Here is a 26,206-nt window from a genome sequence, read left to right on the forward strand (position 1 = left end):
TGCTCACCCCATCACATCGCGTCGCCCCTGCACAGGGGCGGGCGATCACCCGGCCGCGGGCGACCGTCGCGCGAGCGGCATCCGCACCCGCCCCTGGGCGAGCACGATGCCGAGCATGACCACGAGCGCGCCCACCGGCTCGTTCCACGACAGCGGCTCGCTGAGCACCAGTACGCCGAGCACGACGCCCACCACGGGCGTGACGTAGGTGACGGTCGACGCGTTCGTCGGACCCCAGTCGCGGATCACTCCGATGTTCCAGACGTAGGCGAGGCCCGTCCCGAGGATGCCGAGCACCGCGAGGCTCGCCACGATCGGCAGGTCGAGCGCCACCGGGCCGACGGCGAGGATCGGCGTGAGCAGCAGCATCACGGCCGCGCCCGTGCCGACCTGCAGGAACGCGAAGGTCGTCTGCGCGATGGGCCGGCCGCTCAGGAACCTGCGCGTGTAGCCGAACATGACGCCGTAGCAGGCGGTCGCGCCGAGGCACGCGAGCTGTCCCGCGAGGCTGCCCCCGAGCTCGGAGGACCACGGCGCGATGATGACGACCACCCCGAGGATGCCGACGATCACGCCGAGCCAGCGCGAGGCATCCAGCCGCTCGACCCGGAAGACGAGCGTGGCGGCGACCGCGGTCATGATCGGCGTCGTCGCGTTGAGGATCGAGGCGAGGCTCGAGGTCACGCTCTGCTGGGCCCACGAGAACAGGAGGAACGGGATCACGCACCCGAGCACCCCGATCACGAGGAAGTGCAGCCACACGATCGGCTCGCGCGGCAGCACCGGACCGCCCGCGACGCGCGGCCGGACCGCGAGCACGACGAGGCCGAGCGTGAGGCCGCCGAGCACGGTGCGCGTCCACGCGACCTGGGTGAACGAGACGCCGCCCAGCGCGACGGCCATGAACAGGAAGCTCGCACCCCAGACGAGTCCCGCCGAGAGGAACTGCGCCCAGGTGCGGATGCCGCCGCGGCGCGGCGCCGTCGCGGTCGACGGCGCGGTGGTGGTGGGACCGGAGGGGGTGGTGGTGCTCACCCGCCAACGGTACGACCCGCTGGGGCCGGCCACGAGGGTCGCGGAATGCGATGTCCGGAACCCGCCGAAGGTTGGCAGCGACGAGCCCCCGCCCGTGCCGATCCGGCGCACCGCGCCTAGGCTTGGCGCCATGACCAGCCATTTCGACGTCATCGTCCTGGGCGCGGGTCCGGGCGGCTACGTGGCCGCCATCCGCGCCGCCCAGCTCGGCCTGAAGGTGGCCGTCATCGAGGAGAAGTACTGGGGCGGGGTCTGCCTCAACGTCGGGTGCATCCCCTCGAAGGCACTGCTGCGCAACGCCGAGCTCGCACACATCTTCCACGCCCAGGCCTCCACGTTCGGCATCTCGGGCGACGTGCACTTCGACTTCGGCGCGGCGTACGACCGCAGCCGCCAGGTCTCCGAGAAGCACGTCAAGGGCGTGCACTTCCTGATGAAGAAGAACGGCATCACCGAGTTCGACGGCCGCGGCTCGTTCACCGGTCCGAACGGCATCGACGTCGCGAAGGGCGACGGCTCGGTCGAGTCGCTGACCTTCGACAACGCGATCATCGCGACCGGCTCCAGGGTGCGCCTGCTGCCCGGCGTCGAGCTCTCCGACAACGTCGTGACCTACGAGACGCAGATCCTCACCCGAGACCTGCCGCGCTCGATCGCGATCGTCGGTGCGGGCGCCATCGGCATGGAGTTCGCCTACGTGCTCAGGAACTACGGTGTCGAGGTCACCGTCGTCGAGTTCCTCGACCGCGCGCTGCCGAACGAGGACGCCGAGGTGTCGAAGGAGATCACGCGCCAGTACCGCAACCTCGGCGTGCCCATCCTGACCTCGACGAAGGTCGAGACGGTGACCGACCAGGGCTCCCAGGTCACCGTGACCTACACCGGGGCCGACGGGCAGCCGGGTTCGCTCGTCGTCGACAAGGTGCTCATGGCCGTCGGCTTCGCTCCCAATGTCGAGGGCTTCGGGCTCGACGCCACGGGCGTGCAGCTGACCGAGCGCGGCGCCATCGCGATCGACGACCGCATGCGCACCAACGTGCCGCACATCTACGCCATCGGCGACGCGACCGCGAAGCTCATGCTCGCGCACGTCGCCGAGGCGCAGGGCGTCGTGGCGGCCGAGACCATCGCCGACGCCGAGACCATGGAGCTCGGCGACTACCGGATGATGCCGCGCGCCACGTTCTGCTCGCCGCAGGTCGCCTCGTTCGGGCTCACCGAGCAGCAGGCGCGCGACGAGGGCTACGACGTGATCACCGCGAAGTTCCCCTTCACCGCGAACGGCAAGGCGAACGGCCTCGGCGACCCGGTCGGGTTCGTGAAGCTCGTGGCCGACAAGAGCCACTACGAGCTGCTCGGCGGCCACCTCATCGGGCCGGACGCCTCGGAGCTGCTGCCCGAGCTGACCCTCGCGCAGAAGTGGGACCTCGGCGCGCTCGAGCTCGCCCGCAACGTGCACACGCACCCGACGCTCTCGGAGGCGCTGCAGGAGGCGTTCCACGGGCTCACCGGCCACATGATCAACATGTGACGCGGCCCGGCGCCGCACCCACGGTGCGCGAACGGGAGGAAGAATCCGGCGACACGCCGGTGAGAGCGGATGCCGCGGCGGCGCGCCATCCGGAAGTTCCTCCCGTTCCGTGCTCGAGTGGGAACCGGGTGCCCCGCGCCCACGTGGAGAGGACCGTTCGGTGAACCTGCTCATGATCATCCTCGGAGCCGTGCTCGCCGTCGCCGGCACCATCTGGACGCTTCAGGGCGTCGGCGTCCTGCCGGGCTCGGTGATGTCCGGGGTCACGATGTGGGCCGTGATCGGCCCCATCGTGGCGATCGGCGGGATCGCCCTGCTCTGGGTCGGGCTGGCCCGGCGTCGCCGCTCGCGCTGAGCCGCCGCGGGGCTCCGCGATGCAGGCGGCACTGCGTGCGCTCGGGAGGAACTTCATGCCGACACGCCGGCAACCCGGGCCGCCGCGACCGCGTGTCCTCGGGAACTTCCTCCCGAGCGGATGGTGAGCCAGCGCTCGGCGGCAGCGAGGTCGGCGGCGGTGACGGCACCGGCCGCAGCGCAACGGGGGCGGATGCCGGGCCGTGGGCCCGAGGCATCCGCCCCCGTCGTGCCGGCGACGAGGTCGTGGGCAGGCGGTCCCACCCCGTCGCAGTCGTGTCCGACGGCCGCCGCGGTACCCGAACCGCCGCGGCCGCCGGAGCCTCTAGTGGCTCACCGCCTTCTCGGCGCCGAGGCCGGTGAGCGAGCGGACCTCCATCTCGGCCTGCTTCTCGGGGCTCTCGACCGTCTTGTCCATGACGCTCACGATCCACCCGAGGAGGAAGGCCAGGGGGATCGAGACGATGCCCGGGTTCGACAGCGGGAAGATCGCGAAGTCGATGGCCTCGGTCTTCAGCATCGACGTCTCGGAGCCCGAGACGACCGGCGAGAAGATGATGAGCACGATCGCCGAGATCAGGCCGCCGTACATGCTCCAGAGGGCGCCCTTGGTGGTGAAACCCTTCCAGAACAGCGAGTAGACGATCGTCGGCAGGTTCGCCGACGCGGCCACCGCGAACGCGAGCGCCACGAGGAACGCCACGTTCTGGCCGTTCGCCCCGATGCCGCCGATGATCGCGACGACGCCGATGATGACGACCGTGCGACGGGCCACCTTGACCTCGGCGCCCGGCTCGGGCTTGCCCTTCTTCACGACCGACGCGTAGATGTCGTGCGCGAATGAGGCCGCCGCCGTGATGGTCAGGCCGGCGACGACCGCGAGGATCGTCGCGAACGCGATCGCCGAGATCAGGCCGAGGAGCAGCGGGCCGCCGAGCGCGAACGCAAGCAGCGGGGCCGCCGAGTTCGGGCCGCCGGGCGCGCCGGCGATGACGGCAGGACCCACGAGGGCCGCCGCGCCGTAGCCGAGCACGAGGGTGAACACGTAGAAGATGCCGATGAGCCAGATCGCCCAGACGACCGACTTGCGGGCCTCCTTGGCGGTCGGGACCGTGTAGAAGCGCATGAGCACGTGCGGCAGCGCGGCGGTGCCGAGCACGAGCGCGAGGCCGAGCGACATGAAGTCGATCTTGCTGACCTCGGAGACGCCGTACTTCAGGCCCGGGTCGAGGATCGCGGGGTTCTCCGCCACGGCGACGGCCTTGTCGAGCAGCGCCGAGAAGTCGAAGCCGTTGAGCGCGAGCACCCAGACCGTCATGACGCCGGCGCCCGCGATGAGCAGCACGGCCTTGATGATCTGCACCCAGGTGGTGCCCTTCATGCCGCCGACGAGCACGTAGAGGATCATCAGCGCGCCGACGACCGTGATGACGACGGCCTGGCCGACCTGGTCGCCCACGCCGAGCAGCAGCGACACGAGGCCGCCCGCACCCGCCATCTGCGCGAGCAGGTAGAAGAAGCACACCACGAGGGTCGTCGTGGCCGCGGCGATCCGGACGGGCCGCTGCTTCAGGCGGAACGAGAGCACGTCGGCCATCGTGAACTTGCCCGTGTTGCGGAGCAGCTCCGCGACGAGCAGCAGCGCCACGAGCCATGCGACGAGGAACCCGATCGAGTAGAGGAACCCGTCGTAGCCGTTCAGGGCGATCGCGCCGACGATGCCGAGGAACGAGGCCGCCGACAGGTAGTCGCCCGCGATGGCCGAGCCGTTCTGCCCGCCGGTGAAGGATCGGCCGGCCGCGTAGTAGTCGGCCGCGGTCTTGTTGTTCCTGCTGGCGCGGAACACGATGACCATCGTCACCGCGACGAAGGCGCCGAAGATGCCGATGTTGAGCCAGGGGTTGCCGGGCGAGCTGGTCGCCGCTTCGAACGCGAACATCAGCGCACCGCCTTCTCGGTCTCGAAGTCGCCGGACTCGATCTCGGTGCGGATCTTCTCCGACTGCGGGTCGAGCCGCTTGTTGGCGTAGTGGACGTACCACATCGTCACGGCGAAGGTGGTGACCACCTGTGCCAGCCCGAGGACCATCGCCACGTTCACGCTGCCGAAGACGCGCGTCGACATGAAGTCGACCGCGTAGACGGCGAGCAGGACGTAGGCGAAGTACCAGACGAGGCATGCCGCGAGGACGGGGAAGACGAAACTGCGGTGGGTCTTGCGGAGCTCCTGGAACTCCGGGGATTGCTGCACGGCGGGGTAGTCGACGTGACTCAGGTCGACTTCCGCACTCAGGGCCTCATTGCCCATGGCGTCTCTCCTTCGAGGGGATGCGGCCGGGGCTGGCCCCGCGCCGCTGCGGTCGCAATGCGTCCATGCTGACCGCGCGGATGCCGCGAATGGGGCCCGGACCGCTCGTCGTCGGTGAGCGGCGCCGACCGTGCGACGAACGGCGCGGCGCGGCGACGAACGACGGATACAGTGACGTGCATGCCCGAGTCGATGCTGCTCGCCGCCGCTGCCGGCGTCGTCGCGGGCGCGCTCGCCGTGGGCGTCGTGGTGCTGCTCCGGCGCCTCGCGGTGCAGTCGAAGGACCTCGGCACCGACGCCGAGCGGGCCACCTACGAGACGCTGCACCTCGCCTCGCGGGCCGCGAAGCACCTGCGGGGCGACATGACCGAGACGGATGCCGCGCGCGCTGCGCGGCACCTCAAGGCGCTGCTCGGCGCCGACACGCTCGCGCTCGTTATGACGGGCGGCCCGGTCGCGGTCGACGGCGACGAGACGCTGATCTCCGCCGCGGAGCGGCTGGCCGTCGAGGCCGTGGAGACGGGCCGCTCGCAGGTCGAGCGGCGCGTGCCGACGCCGTCCGGCGAGACGGATGCCGCGGCCGCGCCGATCGTCGCGGACGGCGTCGCGGTCGGCGCGGTGGTGGCCTTCGCGGGGCGGGTCCGCGCGGGCCTCGTTCGGGCGACGGGCGAGGTCGCCGAGTGGGTCGCCGCGCAGGTCGAGCTCGGCGAGCTCGACGCGTCGCGCGCGGCGCTCGCCGAACTCGAGGTGCGCGCGCTCCGCGCGCAGATCAGCCCCCACTTCATCTACAACTCGTTGAACGCGATCGCATCGTTCATCAACACCGACCCGGCGAAGGCGCGCGAGCTCGTGCTCGAGTTCGCCGACTTCACGCGGTACTCGTTCCGCCGGCACGGCGACTTCACGACCGTCGCCGAGGAGCTGCGCTCGATCGACTCGTACCTGAAGCTCGAGCGCGCGCGATTCGGCGACCGGCTGAAGGTGACCCTGCAGGTCGCGCCCGAGGTGCTCTCGACCGTCATCCCGTTCCTGTCGATCCAGCCGCTCGTCGAGAACGCGGTGCGGCACGGGCTCGAGGCGAAGGAGGGCGGTGGGCGCATCACGATCACCGCCGAGGACCGCGGCGCGTTCGCCGAGATCACCGTGGAGGACGACGGCGTCGGCATCGACCCCGAGGTCGCCGCGCAGGTGCTCGCGGGAGGCACGCCGGGCGAGCACGTCGGGCTGCGGAACGTCGACGCGCGGATGCGGCAGGTCTACGGCGACGAGCACGGGCTCGTCGTGGAGACGAACGTGGGTGCGGGCACCCTGGTGCGCATGAGCGTGCCGAAGTCGCAGCCCGGTCGCTCGGCGGCATCCGTCGACGTGCGCGCGGGCCGACCCGCCGAGCCCGATGGGAGACTGGTGCCGTGATCTCGGTCCTCATCGCCGACGACGAGCAGCCCGCCGTGGACGAGCTCGCGTTCCTGCTCGGCCAGGACCCGCGGATCGGGACCATCCACCGCGCGACCTCGGGCGCCGAGGCCATCCGGATCCTGACGCGCGAGCCCGTCGACGCGGCCTTCCTCGACATCCACATGCCCGGGCTGTCGGGGTTCGACCTCGCCCGCGCATTGCAGCGCTTCGAGCACAAGCCCGCCTTCGTGTTCGTGACGGCCGACGAGGAGGGCGCGCTCGAGGCGTTCGACCTCGCCGCGGTCGACTACCTGCTGAAGCCCGTGCGCACCGAGCGGCTGCACCGCTCGATCACGCGGGTCGTCGAGTCGATGGGCCAGGGGCAGGCGACGGATGCCTCGGCGTCGCGCCCGGAGATGGTCGCCGTCACGCTCGGCGGCACGACCCGCATGATCCGGCGGGACGACGTGCGCTACGTCCAGGCGCAGGGCGACTACGCCCGGCTGCACACCGACGAGGCGAGCTACCTCGTCCGCGTGCCCATGTCAGACCTCGAACGGCAGTGGGCGGAGGCCGGCTTCGTGCGGGTGCACCGCTCGTACCTCGTCGCGCTCCCCCACGTCACGCGCGTCCGGCTGGGCGGCGATCGGCCGACGATCGTGGTCGGCCAGGCGGAGCTGCCGGTGAGCCGGCGGCTCCTGCCCGGGCTCCGCGAACGACTCGAGGCGGCGACGCCGCGGGCGAGGCCGTGAGCGGGGGCGCGCCGGGCGGCGACGAGCACGGTCCGACGGTACCGCCGCCCCGGGTTCGGGTGACCGCTCCGCGGAACGGCGGCCCCGCGGCATCCGACCGCCGACCCGCTGCGCGCGTGCGCAGGCCCGGGACCGACACGGGCCCCACCGACATCCACTCGGTCTACGTGCGCTCGCTGATCCGGTCGCAGCTCCGCCTCGCGCTGATCTGCGCCGGCGGGTTCGTGCTCGCGACGGTCGTGTTCGTCCTCGCCGTCGTCGCGCCCGCGCTCGACGGCGTGTTCGTCGCGGGCGTGCCCGTCTCGTGGCTGCTCCTCGGCTTCGGCGTGTACCCGCTCGCGATCACCGTCGCGGCGCTGTACGTGCGGGCCGCGTCGCGCAACGAGGCCCGGTACCGCTCCCTCGCGGAGGAGGAGTGAGCCCCGCGGTCGGCTACACGGCGATCGTCGCCGTGGCCCTCGTGTCGGTGCTCATCGGGTTCTACGGGCTGCGGATCTCGCGCACGACGAGCGACTTCTACGTCGCGAGCCGCACGGTGCGGCCGTGGTGGAACGCGTCCGCGATCGGGGGCGAGTACCTGTCGGCGGCGTCGTTCCTCGGCATCGCGGGGCTGATCCTGCTCACCGGCGCCGGCGGCATGTGGTTCCCGATCGGCTACACGGCCGGGTACCTCATGCTGCTGCTCTTCGTCGCCGCTCCCCTCCGGCGTTCGGGCGCGTACACGATCCCCGACTTCACCGAGGCCCGGCTCGAGTCGGTCGCGGTACGGCGGGTCACGAGCGTGCTGGTCGTGGTCATCGGATGGCTGTACATCGTGCCGCAGCTCCAGGGCGCCGCGCTCACGGTTCGGATCACCACGGGCCTGCCGAGCTGGGTCGGCTCGGTCGCCGTCGCGGCGCTCGTCGCGGTCGTCGTCGCGTCGGGCGGCATGCGCTCGATCACGTTCGTGCAGGCGTTCCAGTTCTGGCTGAAGCTCGCGGCCATCGCGGTGCCGGTCATCGCCCTGCTCCTCGTCACGGGCGCCGTCGAGCCCGAGCTCGCGCCTCCGCAGGCCTTCCCGGTCTCCGACGGTCCCGGTGCGCTCGACGTGTACCGCACGGTGTCGCTGATGGTCGCGCTGCTCCTCGGCACGCTGGGCCTGCCCCACGTGCTGGTGCGGTTCTACACGAACCCCGACGGGCCGGCCGCGCGCCGCACGACCGTCATCGTGCTCGTGCTGCTCTCGGTGTTCTACGCGTTCCCGACCCTGTTCGGGCTGCTCGGCCGGGCGTTCGCACCCGACCTCGCGACGCCGGGCGACGCCGACGCCCTCGTGCTCGTCCTGCCCGATCGCCTGCTCCCGGGCGTCTGGGGCGACCTGCTCACCGCGCTCGTGATCGGCGGCGCGTTCGCGGCGTTCCTCTCGACGTCATCGGGACTCGTGGTGTCGGTCGCGGGCGTCATCTCGCAGGACCTCCTCGGCGGGAGCGTCCGCGGCTTCCGCATCGCGGCGTTCGCGTCGACCGCGGTGCCGCTCGTCGTCGCGTTCGCGACCGAACCGGCGGGGCTCGCGGGCAGCGTGGGCCTCGTGTTCGCGTTCACGGCGTCGACGCTGTGCCCGGTGCTGCTGCTCGGAATCTGGTGGCGCGGGCTGACCGCGCGCGGTGCGATCGCGGGCATGGCGACCGGCGCGACGCTGTCGGGGGCGGCGATCCTCGGCGGCGCCCTCATCACGGCGGCGGCGCCCGCCATCCGCCCGCTCATCGAGCAGCCCGCGGCCTGGACGGTGCCGATCGCCGTACTCGTGACCGTGCTCGTGTCGCGCGCCGACCGGAGGCGGATGCCGCGCGGCACCGACGCCTTCCTCGCGCGGTTGCACCTGCCGGAGCGCGGCCGGGGCTGATCGGCCTCGGCGCACGGCTCGTCCCGATCCTCGGCTCGGCCCGATCCTCGGCGGACCCGCTACTCGGCTCGCTGCGGCTCCTGCAGCGTCACCGGTCGGTCGCCCCACTCCGCGAGCCGCGCCTCGAGGCCGGCCCGCACGGCGGGCCAGTCGTCGACGAGGATCGCGTACACCGCCGTGTCGCGCCACGTGCCGTCGGGGCGGCGCATCGCACGGCGGTGGATGCCCTCGAAGGTCGCCCCGAGCTTCAGGATGGCGGCGCGCGAGCGCGAGTTCACGGCATCCGCCTGCAGCTTCACCCGGCCGAACCCGTGGTCGAATGCGAGCCCGAGCATGAGGAGCTTCACCTCCGGGTTCACCGCGGTGCCCCACACACGAGGGTCGAAGCCCGTCCAACCGATATGGGCGGACTCGTTCGGCAGGTCGAGGTCGCCGAGCTTGGTCGCGCCGACGAGCGCGCCGTCGTCGGGTCCGCCGCGCAGGCGCACCCCGAAGGGGATCGCGTCGGCGGCGGGCGTGTAGGAGGCGCGTGCGAAGGCCGCGAAGGCCGCGTCATCGGCGGGGAGGCCGGACGGCCCGCCGCCGAAGCCGCCCGCGAAGACCTCGGGGCGCCCGATCGCCGTGCGCAGGGCCGGGACGTCGTGCTCGGTGATCGGAGCCAGGGCGACGTGACGGCCTTCGAGGGTGTGGATGAGCGGGCGGCGGGCTGGCACCGGCCCAGTCTGGCACGGTCGGCGGCACGTGCCCTCGCGCGCTTCGGGAGGAAGAACTCCCCGACACGCCGAGGCGGGCGGATGCCGCCACGGCGTGTCGTCCGGAAGTTCCTCCCGTACGGTCGAGCCGGTCGAGCCGGTCGAGCCGGTCGAGGAGGTCGAGCAGGTCGAGCTAGTCGAGCAGGTCGTGCAACTGCACGATCTCGTCGCGGCCGGGGCCGACCCCGATCGCGGAGAACCGCGCCCCCGACATCGCCTCGAGCTCGCGAACGTAGCTCTGGGCGTTCGCGGGGAGGTCCTCGAAGGAGCGCGCGCCCGAGATGTCCTCGGTCCAGCCGGGGAACTCCTCGTAGACGGGCTTGGCGTGGTGGAAGTCGGACTGCGAGACCGGGACCTCCTCCATGATCACGCCGTCGACGTCGTACGCGACCGCGACGGGGATGCGGTCGACGCCCGTGAGCACGTCGAGCTTGGTGAGCACGAAGTCCGTCACGCCGTTGACGCGTGCCGTGTACCGCGCGATCGGGGCGTCGTACCATCCGGTGCGCCGCCGACGACCGGTGGTCGTGCCGAACTCGTGACCCTTCTCGGCGAGGAACTCGCCCCACTCGTCGAAGAGCTCGGTCGGGAACGGACCCGAGCCGACGCGGGTCGTGTAGGCCTTCACGATGCCGATGACGCGGTCGATGCGGTTCGGCGCGATGCCCGAGCCCGTGACGGCGCCGCCCGACGTCGCGTTGGACGACGTCACGAACGGGTACGTGCCGTGATCGACGTCGAGCATGGTCGCCTGGCCGCCCTCGAAGAGCACGGTCTCGCCGGCCTCGAGCGCCCGGTGGAGCAGCAGCGAGGTGTCGGTGACCATCGGGCGCAGCCGCTCGACGTAGCCGAGCAGCTCCTCGACGATCTCGTCGACCCCGATCGCGCGGCGGTTGTAGACCTTCACGAGCAGGTGGTTCTTCTGGTCGAGCGCGCCCTCGACCTTCTGCCGCAGGATGTTCTCGTCGAAGAGGTCCTGCATGCGGATGCCGACGCGGTTGATCTTGTCGGCGTAGCTCGGGCCGATGCCGCGACCCGTCGTGCCGATCTGGCGCTTGCCGAGGAAGCGCTCGGTGACCTTGTCGAGCGTGCGGTGGTACTGCGTGATGACGTGCGCGTTCGCCGAGATCTTCAGCTGCGACGTGTCGACGCCGCGGGACTCGAGCCCTTCGATCTCCTCGAAGAGCACCTCGATGTCGACGACCACGCCGTTCGCGATCACCGGCGTGACGCCCGGCGTGAGGATGCCGGAGGGCAGCAGGTGCAGGGCGTACTTCTCGTCGCCGACGACGACGGTGTGCCCGGCGTTGTTGCCGCCGTTGAACTTGACGACGTAGTCCAGGCGCGAGGAGAGCAGGTCGGTCGCCTTGCCCTTGCCCTCATCGCCCCACTGTGCTCCGATCAGCACGACTGCGGGCATGTCAGTCCTCTCCTGCCGCGTCGGCGGCGTCGGGTTCGGCGATGGGTTCGCCGGTGCGGGCTTCGGTGCCGACGATCGGGGCGATGAGCCCGGCCGCGGCGCCGACGACGGTGATGACCTGGGTGGGCGTGAACTCCGAGGCGATGCGGGCGGGCGCCTCGGCGTCGGCGGCCTCGAGGGCGGATGCCGCGCGCGCGGCCCGATCGTCGAGACCCAGCCGCGCGGCCGCGCGACGCTCGGCATCGAGGGCGCGCAGGTAGGCCCGGTTCGGCTCCTCGGACCACGGCACGGGTTCGCCCGCGCTCCACCCGGAGGCCTCGAGCGACTCGCGCGCCAGGTCGACCGCGACGACGGCGTAGGCGAACGCATCGAGCGCGCGCCCTTCCGAATCGGCCCGATCGGCCAGCTCGGCCCACGCGAGCGGCGAGGACGGGTGGTCCACGACGACTCCGGCGACCGACCCGCGAGCGGCCTCGCTCAGCGCCTGCCGCACCTCGGGTTCATCGGCGAGCACCGCCTCGGGCTCGGGTGGGGTCTGTTCCTGAGTCACACTCAACCGTAACGCATGGGGTTCGGGCGGCCCGGGAGCGCGGGAGGACGACCGCGGGGCCCGCCGGCCGGCGAGGCGTGCCGTCAGGGAAGGTCGTGCCGCCCCCCGCCCGTCACGACCGGCTGCACCCCGGCGAGCGCCCGGCCGAGCCCGAGGTCGACGAGCACGACGCGTCCGACGACCTCCACCGCGGGCCCGAACAGCAGCCCCGCCTTCACGGCGCCCATCGTCACCGTCACGTCCGCCGGAAGCACCGTCGGGTCGGGCACGCGCCCGTCGTCGGGCGAGATCCCGCTCGGCAGATCGACGGCGACGACGAGCGGATGCCGCGTGCCGCTCCCGGCACGCGCGACCCACTCCGGCCCGAGCACCGTGCGCACGCGCGCCACGACCTCGCGAGCCGTGCCCCGCAGCGCGGGGCTCGCGGCTGCGCCGATGCCGAGGATGCCGTCCACGATCACGTCCGCCGCTCGGACCGCCGCGTCCACTGCGTCGGGCGCGGCCTCCGGGTCGAGGTCGCGTGCGCCCGCGGCGTGCGCCGCGAGTGCGCCGGACTCGTGCAGGCGCGACCCGACGGCCACGATCCGAACCTCGGCGCCGCGCGCGGCGAGGTGCGCCCCGGCGAACAGCGCGTCGCCGCCGTTGTCGCCCGACCCGGCGAGCACGACGACGAGCGGTCGCTCGCCGTGCACGGGGCCGTGCGTCTCGGCGATCAGCCGCGAGACCTCGTCGGCGAGGGCGTCCGCGGCGCGCTGCATGAGGGGTTCGCCCGCCTCGAGCAGCGGGCGCTCGGCCCCGCGGACCTGCTCGGCCGTGTAGCCGTCGCGCGGCGACGGGGAGGCGTGGCGGTCGGCGGTGTGCATGCGGCCGAGCCTACGCCGCGGCATCCGCAACGCCACCGGTTCGTCGGATCGCGGACCCCGGGCACGCGAGAGGGGCCGGGCCCGGAGGCCCGACCCCTCACGGTGGATCGCTCAGCGCGTCACTGCACGACGTTGAACGCGTTGACGTTGCCGGCTCCGTAGAAGCCGTTGCGCTCGCCGCCCGTGCACGTCGCCGGGTAGCCCGGACGCGGCTCGTAGACGCCCTCCGGGCACTCGAGTGCCGTGGCGGTGCGCTCGAGGAACGACGCGAGCTGGCCGACCTTCATGTCGGGGTGCGCCGAGATCGCCAGCGCGGCGACGCCGGCCGCGTGCGGGCCCGCCATCGAGGTGCCCTGCGACCAGCCCCAGCCGCCCGGGACGGTCGAGAGCACGGCGTCCGTGATGGTGGACGACGCGCCACCGGTGCGGAAGCGCGTGTCACCGCCCGGAGCGGTGACGTCGACGACGCCCTGGCCGTACGAGGAGTAGTAGCTCTTCTGCTCGGTCGGGCCGACGGCCGAGACCGTCACGACGCCCGGCGCCTCGGCCGGGAGGTCGCGGCACGCGCCGTTGATCGTGCGGTCCTCGACGGGGTAGCTGCCGTCGTTCGGGCTGCCGTCGTCGATGAACTTGTGCTGCAGGTCGACGTTGCTGTTGCCGGCCGACGCCACGGTGAGCGTGCCCTTCGACTGCGAGTAGCTCAGCGCGCGCTGCACGGCCTGCCAGACCGGGCGCTGGCGCGGGTCGTTCACGCAGTTGAACTCCCACGGGTCGATGTAGTAGCTGTTGTTCGTGATCGGCATGCCGTGGTCCGCGGCCCAGAGGTAGGCGCAGATCGCGGCCTCGGGGTAGATGTAGCCGTCGTCGTTCACGACCTTGACCGAGGCGACCTTCACGCCGGGCGCGACGCCCGCGATGCCGACGCCGTTGATCGCCGCCGCGATCGTGCCCGCGACGTGCGTGCCGTGCGACGACGTGGTGTTCCGCCACGCGGCCGGATCGGTGTCGACGACGCCGCCGAGGCACGAGGCGCTCTGGTCGAACGCCACCTGCGATGCGAGGTCGGGGTGGGTGTAGTCGATGCCCGAGTCGAGCACGCCGACGACGACCGACGGGTCGCCCGTGGTCACCGCGTGCGCCTCGGGGACGTCGATCTGCTCCATGTCCCACTGGTAGCTCCAGTAGGGCTCCGCGGTCGGGTCGCCGGTCGCCTCGAGCGCCGACTCGTCGAGCACCTCGATCGCCTCGTCGTCGATCAGCGTCGTCCCGAGCCCGTCGGTCGAGGCGACGGACTGCACGCCCGCGCCGACGACCGAGGTCTCGAACGCCGTGTTCGTCGACGACGCCACGAGCACGCCGATCTGGTCGTAGCTGGCGACGACGGTGCCGCCGGCCGCCGCGACGCGCTTGGCGGCGGCCTTCGTGTTCGCGCCCTGCGGCGCGAGCACGAGGTAGGTGCTCTCCGGGCCGGCCGCGGCGGCGGGCACGGCGGCTGCCGTCCCGACCAGGCCCACGGCCAGGGCGACGGCGGATGCCGCGCCGATCACCTTGTGGTTCCTCATCCTGTCTCCGTTCGATGTGCGTGGAGTGGTGCACCGACGGCAGCGTGGGCCGTCGGACCGGCGTGTCCAGTGGGTGCGACGATCGGCGGCGTCGGTGTAGGGCCGCGCGGCCGGTCCGGCGAGCCTATCGGCGTGTCCCCCGTCCGGGGGATATCCCTTCCCGTCGGCGCGTCGTCTCGCGCGCATGCGCGCAAGTAGGCTTGTCGGCATGTCGAAAGTCCTCTCGAGCCTTCCCGTCGGCGAGCGCGTCGGCATCGCCTTCTCCGGGGGTCTCGACACCTCCGTGGCGGTCGCCTGGATGCGCGAGAAGGGTGCGGTGCCGTGCACCTACACCGCCGACCTCGGCCAGCCCGACGAGCCCGACGTCGAGGCCGTCCCCGGCCGCGCGGTCGAGTACGGCGCCGAGATCAGCCGACTCGTCGACGTGAAGACCGCGCTCGTCGAGGAGGGCCTCGTCGCCCTGCAGTGCGGCGCCTTCCACATCCGCTCGGGCGGCAAGACGTACTTCAACACGACGCCGCTCGGCCGCGCGGTCACGGGCACGATGCTCGTGCGCGCCATGATGGAGGACGGCGTCGACATCTGGGGCGACGGCTCCACCTACAAGGGCAACGACATCGAGCGGTTCTACCGCTACGGCCTCATGGCCAACCCCCGGCTGCGCATCTACAAGCCCTGGCTCGACAGCGCGTTCGTCACCGAGCTCGGCGGGCGCACTGAGATGAGCGAGTGGATGCAGGCCCGCGACCTGCCCTACCGCGCGTCGGTCGAGAAGGCCTATTCGACGGATGCCAACATCTGGGGCGCCACGCACGAGGCCAAGAAGCTCGAGGAGCTCGACGCCGGCGTCACGATCGTCGAGCCGATCATGGGCGTGCGCTTCTGGGACGAGTCGGTCGCGATCGAGGGCGAGGACGTCACGGTCCGGTACGACCAGGGCCGCCCGGTCGCGCTCAACGGCGTCGAGTTCGACGACCCGGTCGAGCTCGTGCTCGAGGCGAACCGCATCGGCGGGCGCCACGGACTCGGCATGAGCGACCAGATCGAGAACCGCATCATCGAGGCGAAGTCGCGCGGCATCTACGAGGCGCCCGGCATGGCCCTGCTGCACATCACCTACGAGCGGCTCCTCAACGCCGTGCACAACGAGGACACCGTCGCGAACTACCACAACGAGGGTCGCCGCCTCGGTCGCCTCATGTACGAGGGCCGGTGGCTCGACCCGCAGTCGCTCATGCTGCGCGAGTCGATCGTCAAGTGGGTCGCCTCGGCGGTCACCGGCGAGGTCACGCTGCGGCTCCGCCGCGGCGACGACTACACGATCCTCGACACGTCGGGCCCGGCGCTCAGCTACCACCCCGACAAGCTGTCGATGGAGCGCGTCGGCGACCAGGCGTTCGGCCCCGAGGACCGCATCGGCCAGCTCACCATGCGCAACCTCGACATCGCCGATTCGCGTGCGCGCCTCGAGCAGTACGCGGCGCTCGGCATCGTCGGCGGCGCCACCGCGCAGCTCGTGGGCGAGATCGCCGCGGGCCGGGCGTCCGAGATCCTCGCCGGCGAGGCCGAGACCGCGCTCGACGCGGCGACGGATGCCGCGAACGAGGCCGCCGCGTTCGACCTCGGCACCGACTGACACGCGCGCGTTCCGGGCGCCACCGGCCGGAACGCGGCATCCGTGCCCGGCCCCGCCCGACTGGGCCGCCTCTCGCGCGCACGGCGCAGTCGGTGCCATACTCGGCGACATCCGCGCGCCGCGTGACGCTGCGCGCCTCGCGACCGCTCGGGGAGGCTGCGATGCACGACCGTATCGACCGTCGGGACGTTCGGGCATGAGCGGCGGCGAGTGGGCCGCGGTCGTCGGCGGCCTCGTGGTCCTCCTCGACTGGGTGATCCGCATCGCGGCGCTCATCATCATCCCCAGGGACCGGAAGCCGACCGCCGCGATGGCGTGGCTGCTCGCCATCTTCCTGATCCCGTTCGTCGGCATCCTGCTGTACCTGCTCATCGGCAACATCCGGTTGCCGAAGCAGCGGATGGCGCGGCAGCAGGAGGCCGACCGGATGATCGCCGAACGGACGGCCGACCTCGACCTCGTCGCCGATCACGAGGCGTGGCCGGCGTGGTTCGACTCGACGGTCGCGCAGAACACCCGGTTGACCGGCCTGCCCGCGACATCCGGCAATCGTGCGACCCTGATCGACGACTACCAGGGCTCGATCGACGCGATGGCGGCCGACATCGCCACCGCGTCGCGCTTCGTGCACGTGGAGTTCTTCATCGTCGCGTTCGACGACACGACGCGGGGCTTCTTCGCGGCGATGGAGGACGCGGTCCGCCGGGGCGTCCGCGTCCGGCTGCTCATGGACCACATCGCCTCGTCGAAGGTCCCCCTGCACAAGGCCACCGTCGAGGAGCTGGACCGGATCGGCGTCGAGTGGCACTACCTGCTGCCCGTGCGGCCGTTCAAGGGCGAGTGGCAGCGGCCCGACCTGCGCAACCACCGCAAGATCGTCGTCGTCGACGGCGTGGTCGGGCACATGGGGTCCCAGAACCTCATCGACCGGAGCTACGACTCGCCCAAGAACCTCAAGCGCGGCCTGAAGTGGCAGGAGCTCGTGGCGAGGGTCACCGGACCCGCCGTGGTCGAGCTCAACGCGGTGTTCCGCTCCGACTGGTACGCGGAGACGGGCGAGGTGCTCGGAGCCGAGGCGAACACGCCGGTCGAGGAGCTGCAGGTCGACACCTCGGCCGATGCGTTGGACTGCCAGGTCGTGCCGAGCGGTCCGGCGTTCGAGAGCGAGAACAACCTGCGGCAGTTCCTCACCCTGGTGAACTCGGCGCAGGAGCGGGTCATCATCACGAGCCCGTACTTCGTGCCCGACGAGGCGATGGTCTACGCGATCACGTCGGCGAAGCTGCGCGGGCTCGACGTGCAGCTGTTCGTGTCCGAGATCGGCGACCAGGGCGGGGTGTGGCACGCCCAGCGCTCGTACTACCGCGCCCTGCTGACCGCGGGCGTGCGGATCTGGCTGTACCCGGGCCCGTTCATCCTGCATGCGAAGCACGTCTCGATCGACGACGACGTCGCCGTGATCGGCTCGAGCAACATGGACATCCGGTCGTTCGCGCTGAACTTCGAGGTCACGATGCTCGTCCGCGGGGCGTCGTTCGTGGCCGACATGCGCGAGGTCGAGGCTCGCTACCGGGAGCTCGGGCGCGAGCTCACGCTCGAGGAGTGGAACCGCGAACCGGCGTCGGCGACGTTCCTCGACGGCATCGCACGCCTCACGTCGGCACTGCAGTAGTCGACGACGGATGCCGCGGGCCGCGGCGCGCGCCGGTGCGCGCGGCACGTGGCTGGGCGTTCGCTGCGCGTTCGCGAGAACTTGCACATCGATGTGCATGTTCTCCGTAGACTGGCCGGATGCCGTCCGACACCGACGCGGGCCGCCGCTCTCGCCGTCGGGACGCGGCGCAGAACCGCGAAGCCCTCCTCAACGCCGCCGTGGTGATCCTCGCGACCGAACCCGATGCGTCGCTCGAGGCCGTCGCGGCCGCCGCGGGCCTGAGCCGCCGCGCACTCTACGGGCACTTCTCCGGCCGCGACGAGCTCATCGTCGCACTGATCGAGCGGGGGGCCGAGCGGCTCGTCGCCGCGGCATCCACCACCGACCACGCCGACGCGCCCGTCGCGATCGCACTCCTCTGCGCGCGCCTGTGGGACGCCGTCGACCATGTGCGCCTCCTCGCGCAGGTCGCCCTCCGCCAGCCCTACGTCGAGCGCGCCGCGTCGTCGCTCGACGCCGTGCGCCGGCGCCTCGCCGCGTTCGTCGCCCGCGGCGTCGCCGACGGCACCGTGCGCGACGACATCCCCCAGGCCGTCCTCGCGCGGCTCATCCAGGAGTCGGCGCTCGCCGTGCTCGCCGAGGCCGCGCGCGCCGACCTGACCGATCCGGAGGGCCGCCGTCTGGTCATGCTCGCCGCGCTGGGCACGGCCGGGCTCTCCTGGCGCGAGGCCGGCGCGCTCATCGCCGACACCCCGGAACTCGCCGGGGAACACTGAGGATCGACCTCCACGGCGTGCCCGACCCCGTGCCGAGCGGCGCACTGCGGGAGCGCCCCGAGGGGCCCGCTAGGCCGGCGTCTGCTGGTGCGCGGCCACGTGCCACGCGCCGTCGGCGTAGAGGTAGGTGGTCGACATCCTGAGGTCGGCCACGTCATCGCCGCGCCGCGCGACCGCGCGGTAGGCGAGGATCCCGGCCCGGTCGCCGAGTCGGACGATCGCGGGCTCGTGGATCTCGTAGGCGTCCCACGGCGGCGAGCTCCGGAAGGCGGCGATCACGTCGTCGCGCCCGAGGAACGCCCCCTCGACGATCATGACCGCGTCACGGGTCATCGCGCGGGCGTAGTGCTCGCCGCCGTGGCCGTCGAGGATGGCGCGCCATCCGGCGTGCTCCTCGTGGAGGAGTCGGGCGGGCAGATCGTCGGTGATCTCGGTCATGCGGCCACGCTACGCCTACATCCGGTTGCGGCGCGTGAAGATCGCGAAGCGTCTGGCCGTACCGCTCGAGCTTCGGCCGCTGGTGCCCCTTCCGGGCGTCCTCCACCGCGAGGCGATGCGGCCCGAACTCCGCGGCGACGACGTCGAGGTCGGCATCGGTCGGTCGGTCGGTACAGGCCGATCGAGGCGAATCCGCCGTGGCGCTCGCGGGTCCCGGAGGTCTCCTCGAGCGACGCCGGCGTCGCGACCGCACGAGGCACGAGGCCCCGGCCGGCCCGGCTCAGTGCGTCACGGCCCAGCGGCTCCGGTCGGGCGTGGCGCGCGAGCGGACGAGCACGCCGGCTTCGAGCCCCAGCCGCGCCTCGGCCGTGCGGAAGGCGATCCGGTCGGCCTCCGCCTCGTCGATGAGCCCGAGGGCGTGGTGCTGCACCGCGAGTCCGTCGATGAGCGCCGTGAGGGTCCGTGCGTCGGCCTCCGGGTCGGCGCTCGTGCCGTCGCCGGCCGCGACGATGCGTCGGATGATCCCGGCGAGGCGAGCGTCGGAGTCGCGATGGTGGCGCGTGAGCGACGCGTGCAGCTCGGGGTTGCGCGGCGCCTCGCTCCACGCGTCGATCCAGACGAAGTAGTGGTCGCGCGGGGTCGTCGAGAGCCAGTCGGCGAGCGCGGGGATCGGCTCGAGCCGTGTCGCGAGCTCCTCGTCCTCGGCCGCCTCGGCGAGCACGGCGGCGTCGAACGCCGCGGCGACGAGCTGCTCGCGCGTGGCGAAGTAGTGGCGGATGAGGCCGTGGACCACCCCGACCTCGGCGGCGACGTCGCGCAGCGTGACGCGCGCGAAGCCGTCGCGGGCGACCAGGCGGAGCGTCGCGGCGATGATCTGCTCGCGGCGCTCGGCGGGGTCCAGTCGGGTGGCCATCCTCCGATGGTAGGCCGCTCTTGTCCGCGTGGCCAATCGAATTCCGGCCGGTCGCGCCGGCGGACGCGGCCCGCACGCCGCGTCACGGACGTGCGTGCCGCCGCACCCATTCGTGCATGACGATCGCCGCGGCCGCGCTCGCGTTGATCGATCGGGTCGACCCGTACTGCGTGATCTCGACGACGCGATCGGAGGCGGCCAGCGCCTCCTCGCTCAGGCCGGGACCCTCCTGCCCGAAGAGCAGCACGCACCGCTCGGGCAGCTCGACGAGGTCGACGGGCTCCGAGCCCTCGACGTTGTCGACGGCGACGACCGGCAGCCCCTCGGCCCGCGCCCAGTCGGTGAAGTCGGACACGTCGGGATGGTGCATGAGGTGCTGGTACCGGTCGGTGACCATCGCGCCACGTCGATTCCATCGCCGGCGGCCGATGATGTGCACCGTCTCGGCCGCGAAGGCGTTCGCCGTTCGCACGATGGAGCCGATGTTGAGGTCGTGCTGCCAGTTCTCGATGGCGACGTGGAACGGATGCCGCCGGGTGTCGAGGTCGGCGACGATCGCGTCGAGCGACCAGTACCGGTAGCGGTCCACGACGTTCCGGCGGTCGCCGTGCTCGAGCAGTTCGGGGTCGTAGCGGGAATCGTCGGGCCAGGCTTCGCGGCCGCCGGGCCACGGTCCGACCCCGTGCAGCGGGAGCGACGGCTCCTCGTGCGGCACGTCGTCGGCGGTGCCGGGCGCGGCAGCGCCATCCGCTCGCTCATCGACCACGCGACCACGCTAGCCGCAGGCGCGCTGGAGCGCCTGCGGCGCTCGGCCGGAGCGACCGCGGGAGCGCCGACGCATGAGACCCAAGGTGCTTTCGGCTCACCGAAAAGACGCTACGATTTCGGTATGCCGAAACGTGCCGCCGTCGCCACGATGCTCACCGCCGCAGCCCTCGCGCTCAGCGGCTGCTCCGGCCTGCCGGCGAACGGCGAGGACGACGGTCGCCCCGTCGTGCTCACGACCTTCACGGTGCTCGCCGACATCGCCGACGAGGTCGCCGGCGACCACCTCCGCGTCGAGTCCATCACCAAGGTCGGCGCCGAGATCCACGGCTACGAGCCGACGCCGGGCGACCTGCGACGCGCGTCCCAGGCCGACCTCATCCTCGACAACGGGCTGAACCTCGAGGCGTGGTTCGAACGGTTCGTCGCCGACCTCGACGTGCCGCACGTGGTCGTCAGCGACGGCGTCGAGGTCATGTCGATCGCCGACGGCGAGGCGGAGGGACTGCCGAACCCGCACGCGTGGATGTCCGCGCTCAACACGCAGGTCTACGTCGACAACATGGTCGACGCGTTCTCCGAGCTCGATCCCGCGCACGCCGACGACTACGCCGCCAACGGCGAGGCCTACCGGGCCGAGCTCCAGGCCGTGCACGACGAGATGATCGCCGAGCTCTCGGCGCTGCCGGCGAACGAACGGGCGCTGGTGACCTGCGAGGGCGCGTTCTCCTACCTCGCACGAGACGCCGGGCTCACCGAGCAGTACCTCTGGGCCGTGAACGCCGAGCAGCAGGCGACGCCGCAGCAGGTCGCCGCGACCATCGAGTTCATCGACGAGCAGGGCGTCCCCGCGGTGTTCTGCGAGTCCACCGTCTCCGACGAGGCCATGCAGCAGGTGGTCGAGGCGACGGATGCCGCGTTCGGCGGCGTCCTCTACGTCGACTCGCTCTCGGAGCCCGACGGCCCCGTGCCCACCTACCTCGACCTGCTCCGCCACGACGCGGAGGTCATCACCGAGGCGCTCACCGGGGGCGCACGATGAGCGGCCCCGCGACATCCGCCCGCCGCCCTCCGACGGGCGAGGCCGCGCTCGACGTCCACGGGATCACCGTGCACTACGGCGACGTGCTCGCACTCGACGACGTGAGCCTGACGCTCCGCCGCGGCACGATCTGCGGGCTCATCGGCATGAACGGGTCCGGCAAGTCGACGCTCTTCAAGGCGATCATGGGCAACGTCCGCCCCGACCGCGGCACCGTCTCGATCGGCGGCCGATCGCCGCGCCAGGCGCGGAGGGCGGGCGCGGTGGGCTACGTGCCGCAGAGCGAGGAGGTCGACTGGTCGTTCCCCCTCAGCGTGCACGACGTCGTGATGATGGGCCGGTACGGGTTCCAGGGGTTCACGCGGCGACCGCGGCGCGCCGACCGTGACGCCGTCGCCGAGGCGCTCGACCGCGTCGAACTCGCCGACCTGGCCGACCGCCGCATCGGCGCGCTCTCCGGGGGGCAGCGCAAGCGCGCATTCGTCGCGCGCGGCCTCGCGCAGGGGGCCGACCTGCTCCTGCTCGACGAGCCGTTCGCGGGCGTAGACAAGCGCAGCGAGGCGACGATCACCGACCTGCTGCGCGAGCTCGCGGACGGCGGAGCGACCGTGCTCGTGTCCTCGCACGACCTCGAGGCGCTGCCGCGACTCGCCGACGAGGCGATCCTCCTCCTGCGACGCGTGCTGCTGCACGGAACGCCGGCCGAGGCGCTGCAGCCGGAGCAGCTGGCCCGGGCGTTCGGCCTCGACCTCGCGACCCGGCGGCCGACCGACGGAGGCGACTGACATGCTGCTCGACCTGCTGCTCGAACCGCTCGCCTACGACTTCATGCAGCGCGCCTTCCTCGTCACCATCACCGCCGCGATCGTGTGCGGCGTGCTCAGCTGCTGGCTCGTGCTCATCGGGTGGTCGCTCATGGGCGACGCGGTCTCGCACGCGGTGCTGCCCGGCGTCGTGATCGCGTACCTGCTGGGGACGCCGTTCGCGGTCGGAGCGCTCGTGTTCGGACTCGGCGCGGTCGCGCTGATCTTCCTCGTGCGCTCGACGAGCCGCGTGAAGGAGGACGCCGCGATCGGCGTGGTCTTCACGACGCTCTTCGCGCTCGGGCTCGTGCTCATCTCGGTCGTGCCGAGCCAGACCGACCTCGGGCACATCCTCTTCGGCAACCTGCTCGGCGTGAGCGCAGCCGACCTGGTGCAGGTGCTGGCGCTCGGGGCGTTCACGCTCGTCGTCCTCGTGCTCAAGCGCCGCGACCTCACGCTGTACGCGTTCGACCCGACCCACGCGCACGCGATCGGGCTGAACCCGAAGGTCCTCGGCGCGTTGCTGCTCGGGCTCCTCGCGCTCACGGTCGTGGTGGCGCTGCAGGCCGTCGGCGTCGTGCTCGTCGTCGCCATGGTCATCATCCCCGGAGCGACTGCGTACCTGCTCACCGACCGCTTCGCGCGGATGCTCGTGATCTCGCCGGCCATCGCCGCGGCCTGCGCGATCGTCGGCATCTACGCCAGCTACTACCTCGACGCAGCGTCGGGCGGCATGGTCGTGCTGACGATGGGCGTGGTGTTCGCGCTCGTCTACCTCTTCGCACCGCGGCACGGCGTGATCGGCCGGAGCCTGGCCGCCGCGCGCCGCCGACGCACGAGTGCGGCGCGGACCACCGAGACCGCACGGCAGCCCGCCTGACGGGGTCGTGGGGCGACGCCCGCCCCGGGCCATCCTCCCGCCGCGCCCCGCGCCGAACGGACGCGGGTATGGTGGGGCCGATGCCCGCGACCAGCAGCCCCGCCGTCGAGGACTACCTCAAGACGATCTACGGCCACACCGAGTGGCAGCCCGACGCGATCACGCCGTCCGGGCTCGCCGCGGCGCTCGGCGTCGCCCCATCGTCCGTCACCGAGATGGTGAAGAAGATGGCCGCGCAGGGGCTCGTGCAGCACGTGCCCTACGGCGCCATCCGCCTCACCGACGACGGCCGCGCCCGGGCGCTCGCGGTGGTCCGCCGCCACCGGCTCATCGAGACCTGGCTCGTCCGCGAGATGGGCTACGCCTGGGACGAGGTGCACGACGAGGCCGAGGTGCTCGAGCACGCGGTCTCCGACCGGCTGCTCGAGGCCATCGACGACCGCCTCGGCCGGCCCGAGCGCGATCCCCACGGCGACGCCATCCCCCGGGCCGACGGCACGCTCGTGAGCGAGCCGTCGGTGCGCCTCGACGAGGCGACCGCGGGACACGTGGGCCGCGTCATCCGGATCAGCGATCGCGACCCGGCCGTGCTCCGGGAACTCGAGACGGCCGGGGTGGGTCCGGGCAGCGAACTGCGGGTGACGGATGCCTCGGAGCCCGCCGCCGTCGGCGTCGCGCTCGGCGGCGCCGACCACGCCATCCCGCGCACCGCCGCGGCCGGCATCTGGATCACCGCCTGAGCAGTCGCTGAACCCCCTGCCGCACGCGCCCTCCGTCGGCGAGGATGGGGGGATGGGCGCTGCCGGCGAGAAGATCACCCCGGAACTCACTGACGCGCAGTGGTCGCGACTCAGACGCTACGGCGCGCCGCAGGACGTCGCCGAGGGCGACGTCCTCTTCGCGGCCGGCGACCGGTCGTACGACCTGATCCTCGTCGAGACCGGCGAGGTCGAGGTCGTGCGCGAGGCGCTGTGGTGGACCGAGGAGACGCAGCTCGCCCGCCTCGGCCCCCGCACGTTCGTCGGCGAGCTCGGCCTGCTCAACGGGCAGCGGGCCTTCCTGACCGCACGCGTCACCGCGCCCGGGCGGGTGCTGCGCATCGACCACGACGCGCTCCAGCGGATGATGGCCGAGGACGACGAGCTCTGCGACCTCATGCTCCGGACGCTCTGGGCCCGCCGCGAGCTGCTCCGGCACGGTCCGGCCGCATGGACGCTGAAGCTCGTCGGATCCCAGTCGCAGGAGTCGCAGGCCCTCCGCCGCTACGCCGAGCGGCTCGAACTCGTGCACACGTGGATCGACGTCGACGACCCCGAGCTCACCCACGACATCTGGTCGCACGGCTACACGCGCGACGACCTGCCCGTCGCCATCGTGCAGGGCGAGATCGTCCGCAACGCCACGCCGGGCCGGGTCGCCGAGATGCTGGGACTCGCCTACGCGTCGGAGGACGACACCGAGTTCGACCTCGCGGTCGTCGGCGCCGGGCCCGCCGGCCTCGCGGCGGCGATCTACGGGGCCTCGGAGGGGCTCCGCACCGTGCTGCTGGATGCCGTCGCACCGGGCGGCCAGTCGGCGACGACGTCGCGCATCGAGAACTACCTCGGCTTCCCGTTCGGCGTGAGCGGCGGCGCCCTGACGTCGCAGGCCTCGCTGCAGGCGTTCAAGTTCGGGGTGCGCATCGCGGCGCCGTGCCCGGTCGTGAAGCTCGACGCCGAGACCGGAGCGCACCGACTGCTGCTCGCCGACGGCGCGATCGTCCGGGCACGCGCGGTCGTCGTCACCACCGGCGTCGCGTACCGCGGCCTCCCGATCGCCCGATGGGACGAGTTCGAGGGCGCCGGCATCCACCACGCCGCGACGGCACTCGAGGTCCGACAGGCCTCCGGGTCCGACGTCGTGGTCGTCGGCGGGGCGAACTCCGCCGGGCAGGCCGCGCTCGCGTTGGCGCAGGGCGGATGCCGCGTTCGGCTCGTGGTGCGCTCGGGCGAGCTGGGCGACCGGATGTCGAGCTACCTCGTCGACCGGATCCGCGAGGACCCGCGCATCGACGTGCACACGGGCACCCAGGTCTCCGCGCTGGACGGCGACGGGACGCTCGCACGCGTGACGCTCACCGGCGCAGTCGACGAGACGGTCGACTGCCGGGCCCTGTTCTGCTTCATCGGCGCGGTCCCCGCCACCGACTGGCTCGCCGACCTGGAGCGCGACGACGACGGCTTCGTCCGCACCGGCGCCGACGTGCTCGCCCTCGGCGACGTCTGGCGCACGGCGGGGCGGATGCCGCTGCCCTTCGAGACCTCGGTGCCACGCGTCTTCGCCGCCGGCGACGTACGCCGCGGGTCGATGAAACGCGTCGCCGCCGCGGTCGGCGAGGGCTCGAGCGCGGTAGCGTCGGTCCATCGGGCGCTCGCCACGGCGGAGGTGTTTGCATGAACGGCACGCAGGACGCAGACGGTCGCGGCGGCGACCCCGAGGCGACCGTCGATCCGGAGCTCGCGCCTGCGCCCTCCGGCACGGGCTGCGCCGAGTGCCTCGACCTCGGCGGCTGGTGGTGGCACCTGCGGCGCTGCGTCGACTGCGGGCACATCGGGTGCTGCGACGCATCCCCCGGGCAGCACGCGCGCCGGCACGCCGAGGAGGAGGGGCACGTCGTCGCGGCGTCGTTCGAACCCGGCGAGGAGTGGTTCTGGGACTACGCCGCCGAACGAGGCGCACGGCACGTGCCGCTCGCCCCGCCGCGGTGGCGGCCGGAGGACCAGGCCTGCCCCGGGCCGAACGGCAGCGTTCCCGAGAACTGGCAGGAGCTGCTCCACCCGTGACCAGCGACGCGTCGCGCGTCGCGCGCGCGGCATCCGCCGTTCATCGCGCTGTGATGCGGGCGGCCTAGGCTGTG

The 26,206-nt window shown here is 72.4% G+C and carries 26 protein-coding genes; 15 read left to right on the forward strand and 11 right to left on the reverse strand.

Annotation, left to right across the window (positions count from 1 at the left end; genetic code table 11):
- Positions 1-45: 45 nt before the first annotated feature.
- A complete protein-coding gene (locus ACFVHK_RS00555) occupies positions 46-1,035 on the reverse strand; it encodes a DMT family transporter (protein ID WP_376927107.1) in 990 nt (329 codons plus the stop codon).
- Positions 1,036-1,165: 130 nt separating this feature from the next.
- Between ACFVHK_RS00555 and lpdA the strand changes: the two genes are divergently transcribed.
- Complete coding sequence (gene lpdA / locus ACFVHK_RS00560) at positions 1,166-2,566, forward strand: dihydrolipoyl dehydrogenase (RefSeq protein ID WP_376927108.1); 1,401 nt, start codon at positions 1,166-1,168, stop codon at positions 2,564-2,566.
- A gap of 160 nt (positions 2,567-2,726) precedes the next feature.
- Positions 2,727-2,921 (forward strand): hypothetical protein, encoded by a 195-nt coding sequence (locus ACFVHK_RS00565; protein ID WP_242492310.1) that lies wholly within the window; start codon positions 2,727-2,729, stop codon positions 2,919-2,921.
- Between the two features lie 324 nt (positions 2,922-3,245).
- Here ACFVHK_RS00565 and ACFVHK_RS00570 read toward each other — a convergent pair whose 3' ends face one another.
- Positions 3,246-4,859 (reverse strand): solute symporter family protein, encoded by a 1,614-nt coding sequence (locus tag ACFVHK_RS00570; protein WP_129234772.1) that lies wholly within the window; start codon positions 4,857-4,859, stop codon positions 3,246-3,248.
- Positions 4,859-5,227 carry a DUF485 domain-containing protein gene (locus ACFVHK_RS00575; RefSeq protein WP_129234771.1) on the reverse strand — a complete coding sequence of 123 codons (369 nt, stop codon included), beginning with the start codon at positions 5,225-5,227 and terminating at the stop codon, positions 4,859-4,861. Before ACFVHK_RS00575 ends, ACFVHK_RS00570 begins: the two co-directional genes overlap by 1 nt.
- Before the next feature lie 180 nt (positions 5,228-5,407).
- Between ACFVHK_RS00575 and ACFVHK_RS00580 the strand changes: the two genes are divergently transcribed.
- Genes ACFVHK_RS00580 through ACFVHK_RS00595 form a run of 4 tightly spaced genes read left to right on the forward strand, consistent with a single transcriptional unit; the run spans position 5,408 to position 9,256 of the window.
- Positions 5,408-6,640, forward strand: coding sequence for a sensor histidine kinase (locus ACFVHK_RS00580; protein ID WP_376927109.1), 1,233 nt, complete (start codon positions 5,408-5,410; stop codon positions 6,638-6,640).
- Positions 6,637-7,374, forward strand: a complete 738-nt coding sequence (locus tag ACFVHK_RS00585) for a LytR/AlgR family response regulator transcription factor (protein ID WP_376927110.1) — start codon at positions 6,637-6,639, stop codon at positions 7,372-7,374. The genes ACFVHK_RS00580 and ACFVHK_RS00585 overlap by 4 nt, the downstream gene beginning before the upstream one ends.
- A 59-nt stretch (positions 7,375-7,433) precedes the next feature.
- Positions 7,434-7,793, forward strand: coding sequence for a hypothetical protein (locus ACFVHK_RS00590; RefSeq protein WP_376927111.1), 360 nt, complete (start codon positions 7,434-7,436; stop codon positions 7,791-7,793).
- A complete protein-coding gene (locus tag ACFVHK_RS00595) occupies positions 7,790-9,256 on the forward strand; it encodes a sodium/solute symporter (protein WP_376927112.1) in 1,467 nt (488 codons plus the stop codon). The genes ACFVHK_RS00590 and ACFVHK_RS00595 overlap by 4 nt, the downstream gene beginning before the upstream one ends.
- A gap of 59 nt (positions 9,257-9,315) precedes the next feature.
- On the opposite strand, the gene ACFVHK_RS00600 is transcribed toward ACFVHK_RS00595, so the two are convergent.
- The 5 genes from ACFVHK_RS00600 to ACFVHK_RS00620 all read right to left on the reverse strand — a co-directional run bounded on the left by ACFVHK_RS00600 (position 9,316) and on the right by ACFVHK_RS00620 (position 14,403).
- Positions 9,316-9,969 carry a GNAT family N-acetyltransferase gene (locus ACFVHK_RS00600; protein WP_376927113.1) on the reverse strand — a complete coding sequence of 218 codons (654 nt, stop codon included), beginning with the start codon at positions 9,967-9,969 and terminating at the stop codon, positions 9,316-9,318.
- A gap of 172 nt (positions 9,970-10,141) precedes the next feature.
- Complete coding sequence (locus ACFVHK_RS00605) at positions 10,142-11,428, reverse strand: adenylosuccinate synthase (RefSeq protein WP_376927114.1); 1,287 nt, start codon at positions 11,426-11,428, stop codon at positions 10,142-10,144.
- Position 11,429: 1 nt separating this feature from the next.
- Positions 11,430-11,978 (reverse strand): DUF3151 family protein, encoded by a 549-nt coding sequence (locus tag ACFVHK_RS00610; protein WP_376927115.1) that lies wholly within the window; start codon positions 11,976-11,978, stop codon positions 11,430-11,432.
- Between the two features lie 83 nt (positions 11,979-12,061).
- Positions 12,062-12,841, reverse strand: coding sequence for an NAD(P)H-hydrate epimerase (locus ACFVHK_RS00615; protein ID WP_376927116.1), 780 nt, complete (start codon positions 12,839-12,841; stop codon positions 12,062-12,064).
- Between the two features lie 119 nt (positions 12,842-12,960).
- Positions 12,961-14,403, reverse strand: a complete 1,443-nt coding sequence (locus tag ACFVHK_RS00620; protein WP_376927117.1) for a S8 family peptidase — start codon at positions 14,401-14,403, stop codon at positions 12,961-12,963.
- A 208-nt stretch (positions 14,404-14,611) separates the two neighbouring features.
- Between ACFVHK_RS00620 and argG the strand changes: the two genes are divergently transcribed.
- The 3 genes from argG to ACFVHK_RS00635 all read left to right on the forward strand — a co-directional run bounded on the left by argG (position 14,612) and on the right by ACFVHK_RS00635 (position 18,469).
- Positions 14,612-16,039, forward strand: coding sequence for an argininosuccinate synthase (gene argG, locus ACFVHK_RS00625; protein ID WP_376927118.1), 1,428 nt, complete (start codon positions 14,612-14,614; stop codon positions 16,037-16,039).
- A 196-nt stretch (positions 16,040-16,235) separates the two neighbouring features.
- The gene (gene cls, locus ACFVHK_RS00630; RefSeq protein WP_376927119.1) at positions 16,236-17,711 is read left to right on the forward strand and encodes a cardiolipin synthase; all 1,476 of its coding nucleotides are present in this window, start codon (positions 16,236-16,238) and stop codon (positions 17,709-17,711) included.
- A gap of 119 nt (positions 17,712-17,830) precedes the next feature.
- Positions 17,831-18,469 (forward strand): TetR/AcrR family transcriptional regulator, encoded by a 639-nt coding sequence (locus tag ACFVHK_RS00635; RefSeq protein WP_376927120.1) that lies wholly within the window; start codon positions 17,831-17,833, stop codon positions 18,467-18,469.
- A 69-nt stretch (positions 18,470-18,538) separates the two neighbouring features.
- On the opposite strand, the gene ACFVHK_RS00640 is transcribed toward ACFVHK_RS00635, so the two are convergent.
- The 3 genes from ACFVHK_RS00640 to ACFVHK_RS00650 form a co-directional block, all read right to left on the reverse strand.
- Entirely contained in the window at positions 18,539-18,907 is a 369-nt protein-coding gene (locus tag ACFVHK_RS00640; RefSeq protein WP_129234446.1) for a DUF4440 domain-containing protein, read from the reverse strand.
- 280 nt (positions 18,908-19,187) lie between these two features.
- Positions 19,188-19,820, reverse strand: coding sequence for a TetR/AcrR family transcriptional regulator (locus tag ACFVHK_RS00645; protein WP_376927121.1), 633 nt, complete (start codon positions 19,818-19,820; stop codon positions 19,188-19,190).
- An 82-nt stretch (positions 19,821-19,902) separates the two neighbouring features.
- Positions 19,903-20,535 carry a TrmH family RNA methyltransferase gene (locus ACFVHK_RS00650; protein ID WP_376927641.1) on the reverse strand — a complete coding sequence of 211 codons (633 nt, stop codon included), beginning with the start codon at positions 20,533-20,535 and terminating at the stop codon, positions 19,903-19,905.
- Positions 20,536-20,709: 174 nt separating this feature from the next.
- On the opposite strand from ACFVHK_RS00650, the gene ACFVHK_RS00655 reads away from it, so the two are divergent.
- From ACFVHK_RS00655 to ACFVHK_RS00680, 6 genes are all read left to right on the forward strand, one after another.
- Complete coding sequence (locus tag ACFVHK_RS00655; RefSeq protein ID WP_376927122.1) at positions 20,710-21,627, forward strand: metal ABC transporter substrate-binding protein; 918 nt, start codon at positions 20,710-20,712, stop codon at positions 21,625-21,627.
- On the forward strand, positions 21,624-22,412 hold the full coding sequence (locus ACFVHK_RS00660) for a metal ABC transporter ATP-binding protein (RefSeq protein WP_129235699.1): 789 nt from the start codon (positions 21,624-21,626) through the stop codon (positions 22,410-22,412). Before ACFVHK_RS00655 ends, ACFVHK_RS00660 begins: the two co-directional genes overlap by 4 nt.
- A 1-nt stretch (position 22,413) precedes the next feature.
- Positions 22,414-23,310, forward strand: coding sequence for a metal ABC transporter permease (locus ACFVHK_RS00665; RefSeq protein WP_376927123.1), 897 nt, complete (start codon positions 22,414-22,416; stop codon positions 23,308-23,310).
- 80 nt (positions 23,311-23,390) lie between these two features.
- Complete coding sequence (locus ACFVHK_RS00670; protein ID WP_376927124.1) at positions 23,391-24,050, forward strand: metal-dependent transcriptional regulator; 660 nt, start codon at positions 23,391-23,393, stop codon at positions 24,048-24,050.
- Positions 24,051-24,102: 52 nt separating this feature from the next.
- The gene (locus ACFVHK_RS00675) at positions 24,103-25,746 is read left to right on the forward strand and encodes an FAD-dependent oxidoreductase (RefSeq protein WP_376927125.1); all 1,644 of its coding nucleotides are present in this window, start codon (positions 24,103-24,105) and stop codon (positions 25,744-25,746) included.
- On the forward strand, positions 25,743-26,132 hold the full coding sequence (locus ACFVHK_RS00680) for a UBP-type zinc finger domain-containing protein (protein ID WP_129235255.1): 390 nt from the start codon (positions 25,743-25,745) through the stop codon (positions 26,130-26,132). Before ACFVHK_RS00675 ends, ACFVHK_RS00680 begins: the two co-directional genes overlap by 4 nt.
- The last annotated feature ends 74 nt before the right edge of the window (positions 26,133-26,206 follow it).

This window comes from Agromyces binzhouensis, from assembly GCF_042672355.1.
Classification (GTDB): Bacteria; Actinomycetota; Actinomycetes; order Actinomycetales; family Microbacteriaceae; genus Agromyces; species Agromyces binzhouensis.